This is a genomic window from Amycolatopsis sp. BJA-103 (assembly GCF_002849735.1).
GTDB lineage: Bacteria > Actinomycetota > Actinomycetes > Mycobacteriales > Pseudonocardiaceae > Amycolatopsis.
In genome coordinates, this window is record NZ_CP017780.1 from 9,186,222 (window position 1) to 9,201,197 (window position 14,976).

15 protein-coding genes and 1 pseudogene are annotated in these 14,976 nt (G+C 69.0%); 6 read left to right on the forward strand and 10 right to left on the reverse strand.

The genetic code is table 11. The features are described 5' to 3' along the window. On the reverse strand, nucleotides 1-144 hold the full coding sequence (locus BKN51_RS43720) for a hypothetical protein (RefSeq protein WP_168214514.1): 144 nt from the start codon (nucleotides 142-144) through the stop codon (nucleotides 1-3). 87 nt (nucleotides 145-231) lie between these two features. Between BKN51_RS43720 and BKN51_RS41630 the strand changes: the two genes are divergently transcribed. After that, complete coding sequence (locus BKN51_RS41630) at nucleotides 232-1,206, forward strand: GlxA family transcriptional regulator (protein WP_101613787.1); 975 nt, start codon at nucleotides 232-234, stop codon at nucleotides 1,204-1,206. On the opposite strand, the gene BKN51_RS41635 is transcribed toward BKN51_RS41630, so the two are convergent. The 3 genes from BKN51_RS41635 to BKN51_RS41645 are packed head-to-tail and all read right to left on the reverse strand — an operon-like array spanning nucleotide 1,196 to nucleotide 2,666. Further along, nucleotides 1,196-1,888, reverse strand: coding sequence for a hypothetical protein (locus BKN51_RS41635; RefSeq protein WP_101612778.1), 693 nt, complete (start codon nucleotides 1,886-1,888; stop codon nucleotides 1,196-1,198). The two genes, BKN51_RS41630 and BKN51_RS41635, sit on opposite strands and share 11 nt — an antisense overlap. 57 nt (nucleotides 1,889-1,945) lie before the next feature. Beyond that, nucleotides 1,946-2,440 carry a hypothetical protein gene (locus tag BKN51_RS41640; protein ID WP_101612779.1) on the reverse strand — a complete coding sequence of 165 codons (495 nt, stop codon included), beginning with the start codon at nucleotides 2,438-2,440 and terminating at the stop codon, nucleotides 1,946-1,948. A gap of 10 nt (nucleotides 2,441-2,450) precedes the next feature. Further along, nucleotides 2,451-2,666, reverse strand: a complete 216-nt coding sequence (locus BKN51_RS41645; RefSeq protein WP_101612780.1) for a hypothetical protein — start codon at nucleotides 2,664-2,666, stop codon at nucleotides 2,451-2,453. A gap of 208 nt (nucleotides 2,667-2,874) precedes the next feature. On the opposite strand from BKN51_RS41645, the gene BKN51_RS41650 reads away from it, so the two are divergent. Continuing rightward, nucleotides 2,875-3,438 carry a TetR/AcrR family transcriptional regulator gene (locus BKN51_RS41650; protein WP_101613790.1) on the forward strand — a complete coding sequence of 188 codons (564 nt, stop codon included), beginning with the start codon at nucleotides 2,875-2,877 and terminating at the stop codon, nucleotides 3,436-3,438. A gap of 19 nt (nucleotides 3,439-3,457) precedes the next feature. After that, complete coding sequence (locus BKN51_RS41655; protein WP_101612781.1) at nucleotides 3,458-4,654, forward strand: FAD-dependent monooxygenase; 1,197 nt, start codon at nucleotides 3,458-3,460, stop codon at nucleotides 4,652-4,654. A gap of 35 nt (nucleotides 4,655-4,689) precedes the next feature. Here BKN51_RS41655 and BKN51_RS44570 read toward each other — a convergent pair. From BKN51_RS44570 to BKN51_RS41685, 6 genes and pseudogenes are all read right to left on the reverse strand, one after another. Continuing rightward, nucleotides 4,690-4,839: pseudogene (locus BKN51_RS44570) on the reverse strand (HNH endonuclease signature motif containing protein); the annotation flags it as partial. A 514-nt stretch (nucleotides 4,840-5,353) separates the two neighbouring features. Continuing rightward, the gene (locus BKN51_RS41665; RefSeq protein WP_101612782.1) at nucleotides 5,354-6,340 is read right to left on the reverse strand and encodes a 3-oxoacyl-ACP synthase III family protein; all 987 of its coding nucleotides are present in this window, start codon (nucleotides 6,338-6,340) and stop codon (nucleotides 5,354-5,356) included. Next, nucleotides 6,337-8,133, reverse strand: coding sequence for a ThiF family adenylyltransferase (locus BKN51_RS41670; RefSeq protein WP_101612783.1), 1,797 nt, complete (start codon nucleotides 8,131-8,133; stop codon nucleotides 6,337-6,339). The genes BKN51_RS41665 and BKN51_RS41670 overlap by 4 nt, the downstream gene beginning before the upstream one ends. Before the next feature lie 297 nt (nucleotides 8,134-8,430). Next, nucleotides 8,431-9,441, reverse strand: a complete 1,011-nt coding sequence (locus BKN51_RS41675) for a hypothetical protein (RefSeq protein WP_146044388.1) — start codon at nucleotides 9,439-9,441, stop codon at nucleotides 8,431-8,433. A gap of 46 nt (nucleotides 9,442-9,487) precedes the next feature. Continuing rightward, nucleotides 9,488-10,237, reverse strand: a complete 750-nt coding sequence (locus tag BKN51_RS41680; protein ID WP_101612785.1) for an SDR family NAD(P)-dependent oxidoreductase — start codon at nucleotides 10,235-10,237, stop codon at nucleotides 9,488-9,490. After that, the gene (locus BKN51_RS41685) at nucleotides 10,225-11,412 is read right to left on the reverse strand and encodes a glycosyltransferase 87 family protein (protein ID WP_101613792.1); all 1,188 of its coding nucleotides are present in this window, start codon (nucleotides 11,410-11,412) and stop codon (nucleotides 10,225-10,227) included. Before BKN51_RS41685 ends, BKN51_RS41680 begins: the two co-directional genes overlap by 13 nt. 133 nt (nucleotides 11,413-11,545) lie before the next feature. On the opposite strand from BKN51_RS41685, the gene BKN51_RS41690 reads away from it, so the two are divergent. The 3 genes from BKN51_RS41690 to BKN51_RS41700 all read left to right on the forward strand — a co-directional run bounded on the left by BKN51_RS41690 (nucleotide 11,546) and on the right by BKN51_RS41700 (nucleotide 14,926). Further along, complete coding sequence (locus BKN51_RS41690) at nucleotides 11,546-12,451, forward strand: AraC family transcriptional regulator (RefSeq protein ID WP_101612786.1); 906 nt, start codon at nucleotides 11,546-11,548, stop codon at nucleotides 12,449-12,451. 78 nt (nucleotides 12,452-12,529) lie between these two features. Beyond that, a complete protein-coding gene (locus tag BKN51_RS41695; protein WP_101612787.1) occupies nucleotides 12,530-13,384 on the forward strand; it encodes a dioxygenase family protein in 855 nt (284 codons plus the stop codon). 192 nt (nucleotides 13,385-13,576) lie between these two features. Beyond that, entirely contained in the window at nucleotides 13,577-14,926 is a 1,350-nt protein-coding gene (locus BKN51_RS41700; protein ID WP_101612788.1) for an erythromycin esterase family protein, read from the forward strand. Nucleotides 14,927-14,976: the final 50 nt, after the last annotated feature.

The following is a 14,976-nucleotide window of genomic DNA, read 5'->3' on the forward strand; positions in this document are numbered from 1 at the left end:
TCAGACGGTGGCGCCACCCCTCCAGAACGGGCGGCCGAGCGGGTCGCCGCCGGACGCGGTCGGACGGCCTTGCCGTTCGTGGTTGCGCTCCAGGAGGTAGGTGACGAGGGCGATCAGGGCGAGGGAGGCGATGATTGCGGTCATGGCAGTAAGTTTGCGCCACCCGAGATCCTGCCAAAAGTGGCAGTCCTGTCGTTGTGCGTCAAAATCCTGCCAGCTATGCTCCCGGGCATGTTGAAGAGCGTCGCCGTGGTGCTGCTGGACGATTTCGCCGTCTTCGAGTTCGGTGTCGTCTGCGAGGTGTTCGGCTACGACCGCACCGACGACGGGGTGCCCTTGCTCGACTTCCGCGTGTGCGGGGAGCGGGCGGGAGTGCCGCTCAGCCTCGGGCACGGCGTGAAGATGACCCCGGAGCTCGGCCTCGAAGCGACGGAGGACGCGGACCTCGTCGTCGTCCCCGCCTGCGACGTGCGCGACGAGTACCCGCCGGCGGTGCTCGAAGCGCTCCGTGCGGCTTCGGCGCGAGGCGCCACGCTGCTTTCCGTCTGCACCGGCGCGTTCGTGCTGGGCGCCGCGGGCCTGCTCGACGAGCGGCGGTGCACGAACCACTGGCGGCACAGCGCCGGGTTCCGGAAGCGCTTCCCCCGGGCACAGCTGGACCCGGACGTCCTCTACGTCGACGACGGCGACATCATCACCAGCGCGGGGACGGCCGCCGGCATCGACGCCTGCCTGCACCTGGTCCGGCGCGAACTCGGGTCCGCCGCGGCCACCGCGATCGCCCGGCGCATGGTGGTGGCGCCGCAGCGCGAGGGCGGGCAGCGTCAGTTCGTCGAGGTGCCGATTCCGGAGTGCACCAGCGACAGCCTCCAGCCGGTGCTCACCTGGATGCTCGACACCATCGAGCGGGAACACCCCGTCGTCGATCTCGCCCGCCGCGCGCAGATGTCCGAGCGCACCTTCGCCCGCAAGTTCGTCGCCGAGACAGGGACCACGCCGCACCGATGGCTTTCGACGCAACGGGTACTGCACGCGAGGTCCCTGCTGGAGGAGACGACGATGAGCGTCGACGAGGTCGCGCGCCGTTGCGGTTTCGGCTCGGGAGCCCTGCTGCGCCACCATTTCCACAAGGTCGTCGGCGTCTCGCCGCAGGACTACCGCCGGACCTTCGCGCCCAGTCCACAAAGGACGACCGTCAGAGCGTGAACACGGTGACGTATTCCGCGTCCCGCACGACGTAGCCGAACCGGGCGCGGAGTTCGCGCACGACCGCGCGCATGTGCTCGGCGCCGTAGACCACGCCGATCGTCCCCGGCTCGTGATGCCGCTGCTCGTGCAGCCCGGCCAGCGCGTCCACGAGGAGCTTGTCGCGGCTGACGCTGATCAGGTCGTCGAACTCGGGCATGGCCTCGGCGGATTCGACCCAGGAGTCGTCTTCGTCGTCGACGGTCAGAAACCGCGCCAGCATCCCGCGGGTGCCGAAGCCGCGCAGGAACACCCCCAGCGCGGGTGCGAGGACGGACATCATCAACCGGTCGCCGAGGGGGACGCGGCGCCAGCCTTCGGTGAACCCCGGGCCGTCCAGGTCCGGGCGGACGGTCGGCACGGTGAAGGTGCCGGCCTTCAAGTCCTGCACCACCAGCCCGAGGCGCTTGTTCCGGGCGGCGAGCCGGTAGCTCGCTGTCAGCCGGGACACCGGCTTCGCGTCGCCGACCCCCTCGGCCACCACCACGTCGCACTCGTTCGCCTGCCGCCGCACGGTGTCGAAATAGGCCTGCGTCCCGATGTGCACCATGGGGAACAGCCGGAAATCGAGCGCCGATCCCTTGGCCCGCAGTGTCAGCACCACGGCCCGGACGCCCAGTTCGTTCGCGACGATGATCTCCATGACCCGCTCCTCCCCGTTCAGGGAGAACGCGCGGCGGGGCCGGAAGGTTGCCGTGGGTCAGACGGGACGTCGCCGGACCGCTTCGGAGATGTCGTAGGTCAGCATGGCGGCGCCTTCGGTGAATCCGTTGATGAGGATCTTCCGGCCGTCCGCGAGCTTGACGACGCAACCGACATCGCCGCCGAGAGTCTTGGCGAGGATGTTGCTCTTGGTGTGGTCGACGACCACCTCGATCGAATCCCACGGCACGATGGTGGTCGACCGGCGCCAGGTGTGCACGAATCCCCGCTCGTACAGCGTGAAGGTCTCGCCCCGTTTGCCGACGGCCTGCCAGCAGAGCCAGCCGCCCATCAGCATCAGCCCCAGCCCGCAACCGATGACGAGACCGAGGAACATCTCCCCGCCGAAGACCCCGGCCTCCTGTCCCATCAGGAACAGGACGATTCCGAAGAGGGCGATCGGGGCGCCGATCGCCATCGCGGCCAGCCCCCGGAGCGCGCGGCTGCGGGAGTTCGTCTCGAAGCGTTCGACGTAGGCACCCAGTTCGGTCACCGAAAGGACGCTAACGGCGGGCGTGGGGACCGGTCCCCTTGTCCTTCGAGGGCTTGTTGAAGAACCCGAGGGACTGAGCCAAGGCCGCTCCGCCCGCCAGCACGCCGATCGGCAGGGTCTTGACCCAGAAGGCGCTCGCGTCGAGAGAGACCAGCAGCGCGATCAATCCGCCCGCCAGCGCGACCAGTACGAGCATTCCCAGCGCGACGCGGGGCTTCGAGACCATCTGTCCTCCAAAGTGAGTTCGGAAGAGCAAGCCTCGCGATGGCTCCGATGCGCAACGAGGTCAATTTTGCCGCGTTCGGTTCTCCCGGAACTTAGTCGAGGTATGCGGGGCCTAGGCCGACTTGCCGTGACCACCGAGTTTGCGAGCCGATCGGAACCGGGCGTACGATCAGGGCAGTCGTACAGGACGAACGCCCTAGGAGGCGATGGTGGCAGGCTCCCCGGCCGCGGAACGTGGCCGACTCGCGCGACGGCGACTGCTCGAAGCGGCGGTCACGCTGGTGCCCGAACTCGGCTGGTCCGCGGTCAGCACCCGGATCCTGGCCGAGCGCGCCGGGGTCACCCCGAGCGTCGTGCACTACCACTTCCCTTCGCTGCAGGCCTTGCTGATCGAGGCGGTGCTGGGGGCGATGGGCGAGGTCGCCGGTGCTTTCGAGCCGGCGCTGGAAACCGCCGGGACACCCGAAGACGCGGTGGACGCGTTGCTCGCGTCGGTCGGCGAATACACCGGCACCGATCCGATGTCGTTGCTGTTCGCCGAGGCATACCTGGCCGCGACCCGTGACGACACCTTGCGTCAAGGCATCCGGGAGATCCTCGCCGGTTTGCGCGCCAGGTTCGGCGGTTGGCTGGCGGAGCATGGAGTGGCCGACGCCGAGGGCACGGCCGCGGTGCTCTTCGCCACGGTGGACGGGCTTCTGCTGCACCGCGCGCTCGAACCGGAGTCCGGCGGCGGTGCCACCTCGGCCGTCCTGCACCGGCTGGTCCGCTGAATCGAAAGGGAGGGATTCCATGAAGGTGGCGATCTGCGGTGCCGGGATCACCGGGCTGGCACTGGCGCACCGGCTCGCGGCGCGGGATGTCGAAGTCGTGGTGCTCGAACGTGCCGCGGGACCGCGGGAACAGGGCTACATGATCGACTTCTTCGGCCCGGGTTTCGACGCGGTCGAGGAAATGGGCCTGCTGCCCGAGGTCGAGGACGTGGCGTACCGAGTGGACGAAGCGAGTTTGCTGGACGAGCGCGGCCGCCGCCGGGCGGCGATCGACTACGTCCGCTTCGGCAAGTCGCTGCGGGGCAGGCTGTGCAGCATCATGCGGCCCGATCTGGAGCGGGTGCTGCGCACGGCACTGCCGTCCACAGTGGACGTCCGGTTCGGTTCCGGGGTCACGGGAGTCGAGGATCTCGGCGACCGCGTACGCGTGACGTTGACGGACGGCGAAGAGCTCGAAGCCGATCTTCTGGTCGGGGCCGACGGAATCCATTCGACCGTCCGGCGGCTGGTTTTCGGTGCCGAAGACCGGTTCTTGCGATACCTCGGGTTCCACACGGCCGCGTTCGTCTTCGAGGACGAAGAGATCCGCGAGCGGGTGGGGGAGCGGTTCTGCCTCACCGACACCATCGGCATGCAGATGGGCTTCTACGGTCTCCGCGACGGCAAGCTCGCCGCGTTCGCCGTGCACCGCACCCCGGATCCGGCCCTGCCGAGCAACGCACGAGAGACCCTCCGCGCGACCTACGGTTCCCTCGGCTGGGCCGTGCCGAAAGCGCTCGACCTGTGCCCGCCCGCCGAAGCGGTGTACTACGACCAGGTCGCGCAGATCGAGATGCCGTCGTGGAGCCGCGGCCGGGTCGTTCTCGTCGGCGACGCCTGCTACGCCGTCTCACTCCTCGCCGGACAGGGCGCTTCCCTGGGAATCGCGGGCGCGTTCGTCCTGGCCGAACAACTCACGCAAGCACACTCGATCGAGGACGCCTTCGCGAAGTACGAAGAGCTGGTGCGTCCGGTGGTGACCGAGAAGCAGCAAGTCGCCCGCCGTGGAGCGCGCTGGTTCCTGCCCGCGAACCGGTTCCTTCTCCAGGCGCGCCGGGTCTTCCTGCGCGCGGCAAGGCTGCCCGGCCTCGAACGCACGCTCGCGACTGCCGTCACGGGCAAGTCGACGGCGCTGGTGACGAACCTGAAGCAGGGGACCGAGATCCGGAGCCGGTGAGCCGGGTCCCGCGTGACAGAGGAGCTCAGGTCGGCCTATGCCCTGAGGTGCATGGTGTTGCGCCTCGGTCGGCCGGTGGGGTCGAGGTAGGCGGGTGCGGTGAATTCGGGTAGTCCGTCTTGGGCGATCTGGACTTTCCATTGGCTGTGGTGGATCAACCGGTGATGCTTCGTGCACAACAGAACCGCATATTCACGTAGTACACATTCACGCGACAATTCCGCTCAGCGAGTGCGGAGAGGGGCGCCTCGTGAGTGGTAAGGACGGTTAGAGCCAAGGGTGTCTTAGGTACCTGCTGGATTCTGCGTGCGAGTGTTCGCAAGTTCGTGCTGTCCAGCGGCCGTGTCGCGAAAGCCACTTTCGGGACATCAGACGTCCCGAAAGTGGCTTTCGCGACACCCGGGCTGGCTGGCGCGGCCCGAGTACATGAAGGCCCCCTTCCTTGCGCCTAGGTACAGGAAGGGGTCCTGCATGTACTCGGGGAAGTGGCCCTTTGCGCGCCGCCGCCCGTGACTGCTGGGGCTGGCGGGTGTCGCTGAGGCTGCGGAGGGAGATCACGTAGTCCGTGAAGGCCTCCTTCCCTACCTTCAGGGTAGGCAAGGAGGCCTTCACGGACCTGCGACCAACCCAGCCAGCAGGTATCTAAGGCCCCTTTGGCTAGAACCGTCCTTACCGCTCACGAGACAACCTAAAGCACCCCTAAGCCCTGAAGCACAAAGTGCCCCACTGAAAGCCCGCCCCGATCGCCGACACCACGAAAGCGTCGCCCGGCCGCACCGAGCCCTCCGAGAAACCCTTGTGCAGCACGGTGAACACGCCCGCCGAGCCGGTGTTGCCGAGCCGGTCGACGGTGATCGGCGCGCGGTCGCGCGGCACGCCGAGTTTGTCCATCGCCGCCTGCACGATGTTCAGGTTGGCCTGGTGGAGGAAGAAATGGGTCACTTCGTCCACCGTCAGCCCGGCCCGGGCGGTGGCGTTCAGGACGCTGTCCGGCAGGCATCGGGTGGCGGTGTCCCAGACGGTCCTGCCGTTCATTTTGAGGTAGTGCCGCCTGTCCGCGAACGTCGTCGCCCCGGCGGGCTGCCGCGAGCCGCCTGCCGGGATCTCGACGTCGTAGGACAGTTCGGCGCCGAAGTCCCAGCCGAGCAGTCCGGCGCCGGGCGCCGTCGCCCGGGTCAGCACGGCGGCGCCGGCGGCGTCACCGAAGAAGACCCGGGTGGTGCGGTCTTCCGGATCGGTCACGCGGGACGCGCTGTCGGCCGCGATCACCAGGACCCGTTCCGCCGCACCGGTTCGCACCAGCAAGGAGCCGAGGAACAACGCCTGGACACCGTTCGCGCAGGCCGCTTGCGTGATGTCGAAGGTGAGCGCCCGGAACGCGCCGAGCGCCTCTTTGACGATCAGGGCAGTCGACGGCAGCGGCTGGTCGTAGGTGTAGGTCGCGACGATGATCGCGTCGACGTCCCGCACGGCGCATCCCGCGGCCGCGAGCGCGGGATGCGCGGCGGCCACGCACATGTCCGAGGTGGCGAGATCCGGGGCCAGCCAACGGCGTTCCCGGATCCCGGTGCGGTTCACGATCCACTCGTCGGAGGTGTCGAGGGTTTCGGCGAGCCGCCGGTTGGTGACGACGTCCGGTGGCAGGTGGACGCCGGTGCCGGCGATCCGCACGGGGAGCGCGGTCACGTGACGGTGCTCCGCTCCGGGCTCAGCTGGCGGTCGAGGTCGGTGTAGAACCGGCCGGACGCGCACGGCAGGCCGAGCAGGATGCGCCGCGCGGCCTCGCCGCAGAGCGCGCCGCCCAGCGCGACCCCGGAGGCCAGTTGCGGCCAGCTGCTCAGCGTGCGGCCGAGTTCGCCGAAGGAGGCGGCCAGTTCCGGGCTGATCCGGTCGGCGTCGACCATGGCGAGGATCAGGTCGACCTTCTCCTGGTGGCTCAGCTCGGCGACGTCCACGGATTTGATGTCGCCGAGCAGGCCGTGCAGCAGTGGCCGATCCGGCTCGTGGTCGAAGCGTTCGACGTCGAGCATGCCGCGGTCGTTGCAGTCCATGACGACCGGGATGCGCAGGTCACGGGCGTATTCGCGGGCCGCGATCTTGACCCACGGGGTGTCGCACTCCTCGATCAGGAGGTCGATCCCGCCGGTGAAGAACGCCTCGATGTTGTCCTCGGTCAGGCCGCCCCGGTGGATCTCGATGTCGAGGTACGGGTCGATCTCGAACATCTGGCGCGCGGACAGGACCGCTTTGTTGACACCGAGTTCGTGCACGCCCGCGCGCAGCCGGTTCAGGTTCGAGAGACTGAAGTCGTCGAAGTCCGCCAGCGCGTAAGCGCCGCCGATGCCTTCGAGCGCGAACGTGAGCGCCGCGCTGTTGCCGACCGAGAGACCGATGATCCCGATGCGCTTGCCGAGCAGGCGGCGCTGTTCGGGCCGGTCGACCTTGCCGCGGTTGCGATCCGTGCGCACGAGCCGGAATTCGTCACGCGGCAGGACGTGCACGAGCCGCCGCGACCACGGGTACCAGGCCCACGTGCCGTACTCCCAGTGCGCCAGCCCGGCGAGCTGTTCCCGTTTCCGGTCCTCGATCGCGGCCGTGTCCCGGCACCACGGTTCGCGGCTGCGGATCAGCTCGGCGAGCTGCTCGTCGATGGTGTCGTGGATTTCGCGGACGTCACCGGAGGCCAGCAACGCCGTCAGGGCGGCGAAATCCGCCGGATCGCGGGGTGCGAGCAGGGTCGGACGCCACACGTCGCGATCGGGTCCGGAGGCCTCGGTGAGCGCGGCGGGCGCGGGCCTGCCCGAAGGCGGCCCGGCCGTGAGCGCGGCCGGTGTGGAAGCGGCGATCCGGGGGAATGCGTCCCGTAGCCGGGTGACGAGTTCGTGGTGGCGTCCGGCTCCTTCGGCGACGCGATGGAACATGATCACGACGTCTTCGGTGTACTGCTCGACATAGCGGCGAGTGCCCGGCATGGCGCGGAAACCGAACTGCTCGTGGAAGCGGTCCTGGCCGTCCTTCGTGCCCGAAGTGCCGATCATCGCGTGGGCGCCGAGGTGGTGCGCGGCGCCGATCGCGAGCGCGTTGAGGTACTGCCCGAGCCCGAGTTTCCGGGACCGGTGCTCGACGACGAGCCGACTGTGCTCGAAGACGTGACCGGGCTCGATGCCTTGTGCGGCAAGCAATTCCTCGTACCGTTCGGTGCCGAGGTAGGCCCGCGACTGGAAGCTTCCGCCGGTGGCCGGGGTGGAGAGCCGGATGTAGCCGAGCGGCGGGCCGTCCGGATGCTGCCGCGCGATGAAATGCCAGGCCCCGAAGTCGAGATCCTGGTCGTCGGTGTGCGAACCGTCCGCCCGGCGAAAGGCCGGACGGCGGCCGCGGTCGAACAGGATCCGTGCGCGGAGTTCGCGTACGGAGTCGAGCAGACAGGTGTCGTCCCCGAGGAACGCGGTCACGTTCCACGGGCGAGTGAGCTCCGTCAAGTGATGCCTTTTCTGAGGAAATTGCCGGAATTCGGCGAGATAATCGTGGGAAATATCCGGAAACGCTACGGAAACCGAACTAGCACGGACTGTAGCAGCGCGACGACGGAGCGTTCCGAACGCACGTCACGGCACCGCACACGCACGAGCGGGTGCGGCAATCGTTTACCGTCGGAGACTGCGACACTCCGTCACGATGAAGGGGTCGAATTCGGTGATCCGGACGCGATTCCTACCCGATGGGGTGGCGCACCGTTTCGCAGTGAAAGCACACCCGTCGGGTCCTGGTGATCGACGTCACAGCAGGTGGGTGATGTTCAGCCGGTACCAGGCGTCGTCGGTGACGAGGTGCAGGACCGGGCCGCGGCCGATCATGCGATACCGCTGGGGAAGCGGCTTGCCACCGGGAAGCGCGATCCGGTGTTCGTCGATGATCCGGACTCGGCCGTCCTCCAGCCGTGTCATGACGAGCCTGTCGCGCTCGGGCGAGTAGCCGCCGCAGAAGGCGACGTGCCCACCGGAGACGGCGAGCGCCCGGGCACCGCTGATCTCGTTGTCCCACACCGTGACCACGCCGTTCTCGACGCGCGCCAGGGGGAACTCGCCGTAGTAGCAGAGCCAGGCGGTTTCCTCGTCGACGTTGAGCGCGTAGCAGTCGTCGATGCTGTCCCAGGTCTCGCCTTCGTAGGGGAACCACCAGTCGGGGGAGAGGTCCGGGGCGTACCGGACCAGGCCCGCGTCGCCGAGTGGCGTGGGGCCATCGTCGATGGTGCCCCAGCCGAAGTTGCCCATGACGCCTTCGTCGAAGTAACCGACCCAGATGTTCCCCGCCCGGCTCGGCATGACGTGTTCGATGCCGTCGCCGAAGGTGCTCCTGGCGACGATGGTCCCGTCGGGCTCGTAGAGGACGGCGTTGCGGTCCGCGCCTTCCGGCCGCCATTCCGCACGGGCGCCGACGATCAGGATCCGCCCGCCCGGCATCGCGTGAGCGCTCGGGTTCGCCACCGCGAGTTCGGCGATCTCGGCCACCAGACGGGTGTCCGGCGCATGACGGGTCGCTCGCGCCGGGACGGGTCGCGAGGGCCTGGTGGTCGGGAAGATCGCGCCGCCGGGGCCGGTGACGCGTCCCGCGACGGCGTCCACGTCGGCCTTGGCGGCCCACAGCGCGATCAGCTCGCCGTCGAAATCGACCGAAGCCGACAGCAGAGCGTCGCCGGGGACGGCCGGGACCAGCCGGGCACGCCGCACGAGCTTCAGCGTCTTGCCGGACTTCTTCCCCTTGCGCCACCAGTTCACGACGATCATCACAACAGCCACCGTCGGCGCGTGCCAACCGAATTCGGCCGGCCCGCGATCACCAGGTGGGATGGGCGGACACGCCGCCGTCCACGATCAGGTTGTGTCCCGTGATCCACGCCGCGAGTGGCGAGGCGAGGAACAGGCAGGCGTTCGCGATGTCCCCGGGGGTGCCCAGCCTGCCCAGCGGCGCGGCCTGCTCCCAGCGGCGGACGCCCTCCGGCCAGGCGTCGCCGAGTCCGGGACGGTCGACGAGGCCGGGAGAGACGGCGTTGACGCGGAGGCCCCGGGGCCCGTATTCGAGCGCGGCGGCGCGGGCGTGCATGACCAGAGCGGCCTTCGCGCTGCTGTAGTGCGCGTGCCCCGGCGCGGGCCGGTCCGCCTCGATCGAGGCGATGTGGACGACGCTGCCGCCGCTCATCACCTCGGCGGCGGCCTGCGTGCACGAGAACGCGCTGGTGAGGTTCGCGTCGAGGACGGCGCGCCAGCTTTCGGCCGACATCCCCGGCAGCGGCTCGACCGGCTGCACCCCGGCGTTGTTGACCAGGGTGTCCAGTCGCCCGGTCCAGGCCGCCGCGGCTTCGATCAGCCGGCGGCATTCGCCGTCGTCGGTGAGGTCGGCGGTGAACGCGGCCGCGGTGCCCCCGGCCGCCTCGACGCGTTCGACGAGGGCGAGCGCCGAGGTCTCACCGCGGTGGTAGTGCACGGCGACGGCGCTGCCCGCCTCGGCGAAGCGCAGGGCGATGCCCTGTCCGATGCCGCCGCTGGCACCGGTGACGAGGGTCGTGGTGCCGGTCAGGTCGAGCATCGAGGTCCTTTCCGCAGCGCGAGTACAGCCGAAACGGCGAGGAAGACCAGGCCCGCGAGGACGTAGCAGTTTCCCAGCCATTGCTGGGCCGTCGTCCACGTCTGGCCAGGCCGGTCGAAGGCGGGGAAGTACCGGAACGGCGCCGCGACGAAGATCGTCGCGACGATCCCCGTGACGGCGAGCAAGGTCAGCGCCAGCCGGTGACTCCGGCGGTGGAGCACCGCGCAAGCCGCGGTGGTGAACAGCGCCGGGGCGATCCACACCCAGTGGTGCGACCACGACGTCGGCGAGATGAGCAGGGCGAACGTCGCGTTCAGCAGCAGCGCGGGCACCACGGCCGAGCGGTACATCGTGAGCGTCACCAGTACGAGCAGGACGCCGGTCGCGATGAGCCACCACGGCTTGGCGGAGTCGGCCCCGAGCCGCGCCAGCACGGCCTGCAGGGTCTGGTTGGTGTGGAAGGAGGTGCCGCTGATCCCGGACGCGCCGGCGAATCCGCCGAACCAGTAGCGCGCGGAGGCTTCCGGGGCGACCGCGAACGCGACGGCCGAGGCGGCCACGAACGTCCCCATCGCGGTCAACGCGCCACGGAAGTCTTTGCGTACCAGGAAGAACAGCAGGAACGCCATCGGTGTCAGCTTGATGGCGGCGGCGAGGCCGACGCCGATCCCGCGGTAGCGGCCCCGTGCCAGCAGACAGTCTGCAGCGACGAGTCCCATCAGCAGCAGGTTGATCTGACCGAAGCCGAGCGTCTGACGGACCGGTTCGAGGAAGAGCGCCGAGGTGATGGCCAACGACGCGATGAGCAGCGCCTTCCGCCGGTCTCCGGACGGCCACAGGCTGCGGGTGATCGCGTAGAAGGTGATCCCCAGCGCGGCCAGGCCGAGTGCGAAGAGCAGCAGTACCGCGCCGGTCCACGGCACCGCGGCCAGTGGGGTGAGCACCAGTGCGGCGAACGGTGGATAGATGAACAGCAGCGGGATGCCCGCCTCGGAGAGCGGCAAGGCGCCGTAGAGGTCCCCGCCGCTCCACAGGGTGTCGACGCCGAAGCGGTAGATCTCGAGGTCGCTGTGCGAATCGCCCGCCGTCGCCCATGCCACGGCACACGCCAGCACCAGGGCGGCGAGCGCGCCGAGCGACCACCGGGCCCGCCCGCGCGACGTGGCTGGAGACATCGCGTGGTGACCCTTCGGACGTGCGTCGACGATCCGACTGTACCGGGCGGTCATATGCGACTTCCGTTGGCAGTCACCGGACACATATTGGTCTAGACTTTTTATTCCCCAGTGTGGTGAAAGGGACCGGTCCATGCGCGGAACGACGGTGTTGCCCAGGACGCCCTGCCTGAAACCGAAGGCGGGGGAATTGCCACTGCATCGGCTGGAGGTCCGCGCGCCGGACGCCCTGCCGTTCACGGTCGGCACCTTCGACACGATCGGGCCGATGTCGCGGGCGGCTTTCCCGCATCGGCACACATTCTATGAAATCGTCCACGTCACCGGCGGGACCGGTGATCACATCGTCGATTTCACGCGCTGGGAATTGGGGCCGCCACAACTCGCGGTCATAACACCGGGGCAGGTACATCATTGGGATGCCCGCGATCTCAGCGGATTCGTCGTGTTGTTCACCGACGACTTCCTGCTCGAACATCCGGCGGACCGCGAAACCCTGCGAAGGCTGAGCCAGCAGCCGTGGCGGCTCGACGAACGCGCGGCCGAGGAGACGGCACGGCTGGTCGCCGAACTGGACGAGGAGTTCCGTTGTGGCGGACAGGGTACCGATTCGGTGCTGCGGGCCCTGATGCACGTGCTGATCGTCCGGGCGGGACGGCTGCCGGGACTGGCTGATCCGCGTCCGCCCGCCAGGTCACAGGCGGTGGGAACGGAATTCACCAGGCTGCTCGGCAGGCCCGATCTCGGGCTCTGGTCGGTGGGCGCGCTCGCGGAACGGATCGGGGTCACGCCGGGATATCTGACGGACGCGGTGAAAACGGCGACCGGCCGGACGGCGGCCCAATTGATGCGCGAGGCGAGGACCCGCGAGGCGAAACGGTTCCTGCTCGGCACGGATCTCACCGTGCGTCAGGTCGCCAGCCGGGTCGGATTCGCGGATCCCGCCTATTTCTGCCGGTTCTTCCGGCGGGAAACGGGGTTGAGCCCCGGTGATTATCGCCGGACCGGAGACGCCGCCCCCGAGATTCACCACGACTGACCAACCCAGTCCATCGTCCCGAGCTGATCTTCTCCATACCGTCGAGGGTGATTCCCGAAGCCCCCACGAGGAGCAGGTATGGACGAAGAGAACAAGCTCAGCCGAAAGACTGTGCTGAAGGCCGCGCTCATCGCGGGTGTCGCGGCTCCGGTCGCGCTGATCGGTGGCCCCGCCCTCGCACGCACCACCGTCGCGAGCGGCCAGGTACCCGAGCTGACCCCGTACTGTGACGACGGCGACGACCCGACCATCCCGCAGACCGAAGGCCCCTATTTCAAGCCGAACTCCCCGCAGCGCACCTCGCTGGTCACGGGGAGCACGCCGGGCACGAGGCTCACCGTCTCGGGCTTCGTCTTCGGTCTCGGCTGCCTGCCGATCGCGCGGGCACTGCTGGACTTCTGGCAGGCCGACGTCAACGGCAACTACGACAACGTGGGATACACCTTCCGCGGTCACCAGTTCACGAACGACCAGGGCGCGTTCTCGCTGAGCACGATCGTGCCCGGTCTGTACCCCGGCCGTACGCGGCACATCCACGTCAAGGTGCAGGCGCCCGGCAGGCCGATCCTGACCACGCAGCTCTACTTCCCCAACGAGCCGCGCAACAACACCGACACGATCTTCGACCCCCGGCTGCTGATGACGGTGCGCGACCAGCCGCCCGGCAAGCAGGCCTCGTTCGACTTCGTGCTGAACGTGCCGCAGACGCCGACGTCGACCTCCCGGCCGACCACGTCGAACACGACGACCTCGAACCCGCCCACCACCTCGACCTCCAACCCGCCAGGCGGGACGACCTGGGCGCCGGGAACCGGCTATTCCGCGGGCACCCGGGTCACCTACAGCGGTCGCGGTTACGTGTGCTTGCAGGGGCACACGGCCCAGCCTGGCTGGGAGCCGCCGTCCACGCCCGCGTTGTGGCGCGCGGAGTGACGAGCAGCCGCTGCGGAGGGAGATAAACGCGGGTGGATTCCCGCCGCCGGGACCCACACCCCGGTGGCGGGGTCCACCCGCCTTGCGTGGGGTGGGGTTTTCCCCCGGTCGAAGTCGGAGCTCTGCTACAGCGCGCCACCGCCGATGCGCGGGCGATGATCGCCTACGACATCGAGTGAAGGGGCGAAAGACATGGCAGACACGAAGAAGCGCTGGGGCAGACGCGGAGTGCTGGCGGCCGCGGTGGTGATGACGGGGGCGGTGCTCGCCCCCCTGGCGAGCCCGGCTCTCGCTAGTGAGGCGGAGACGGCCACGTCCTGGCGGGATCCGGTGCGGTCGCTGGAACGGGCGGCGCATCCGCTGCGCTCGACCGAACCCGGCCGGAACACCGCCGATCTGCGGGCGCTGGGCGCGATGATCGGCGGCGCGAAGGTGGTCGGCCTCGGCGAGGCCACCCACGGCTCGCACGAGTTCTTCACCATGAAGGAGCGGGTCTTCCGTCATCTGGTGGAGGAGAAGGGGTTCCGCGCCTTCGCGCTGGAGCTGAGCTGGTCCGCCGGCCTCGAGATCGACGAGTACGTCCAGACCGGCAGGGGCGACGCCCGGGAGATCGCCAAGCGGACGCTGACCGGTTCCCCTTGGGACCGCGAAGAGTTCGTGAGCCTGATCCGGTGGATGCGCGACTACAACCGCGCCCACCCCGGCCGCACCGTGCACTTCGTCGGCGACGACCTCGGCGCACCGTCGGTGAACGACGCGTTCTTCGCCAAGATCACCGACTACGTGGGCAGGCATCACCCGAAGGCGCTGCCCCGGCTCAACGAGCTGTACGCGGGACTGCGCCCGATCGACGACGCCTTCGTCTACCTCCGCAAACCCCTCGACGAGCGGCAACGGCTCGCCACCAAGGCGGAGCAGGCCTTCGAGCTGGTCAAGAGCCTGACGGGCGCGGACGCCTACGACTGGACCGAGCAGCACGCCCGGTTCGTCGCGCAGACCGCCCGGTTCCTCGCCGTCGACCTCACGGACCCGAAGTCGCTGCCCACCGCGCAGATCCTGCGTGACAAGGCGATGGCGCAGAACGTCGCCTGGTGGCAGAAGCGGACCGGGCACAAGATCCTGCTGTCGGCGCACAACGGCCACGTCTCGTACGTCACCGACAACCCGGGGCTGTACCCGAAGACCCAGGGCGCCTTCCTGCGCGAAACGCTGGGCCGGGACTACCTGCCGATCGGTTTCAGCTTCGACCGGGGCTCCTTCCTGTCCAAGGACACGGCGGTCGGCGGCGACTGGAAGCGGTTCTCCGTGCCCGCCGCGCCGTCCGGCTCGAACGAGAACGCCCTCGACAAGGTCCGGTTCGACGACTTCTACCTCGACGTCCGCACCGCGCCGCCCGCCGCCCGTGCCTGGCTGGACACCGCCCGGCCCACCCGCACGATCGGCACGCAGTTCCCCGTCGACCCCGCGGCCATCTCGCTCGGGCGTTCCTACGACGTCGTCATCCACCTGCACGACGTGCGCCAGGCCGATCTGAGAAAGTAGTGACGCCGCGCCCGTTTAGAGGTTTTAACCCGGTTTGCCTGGCGTGCCGC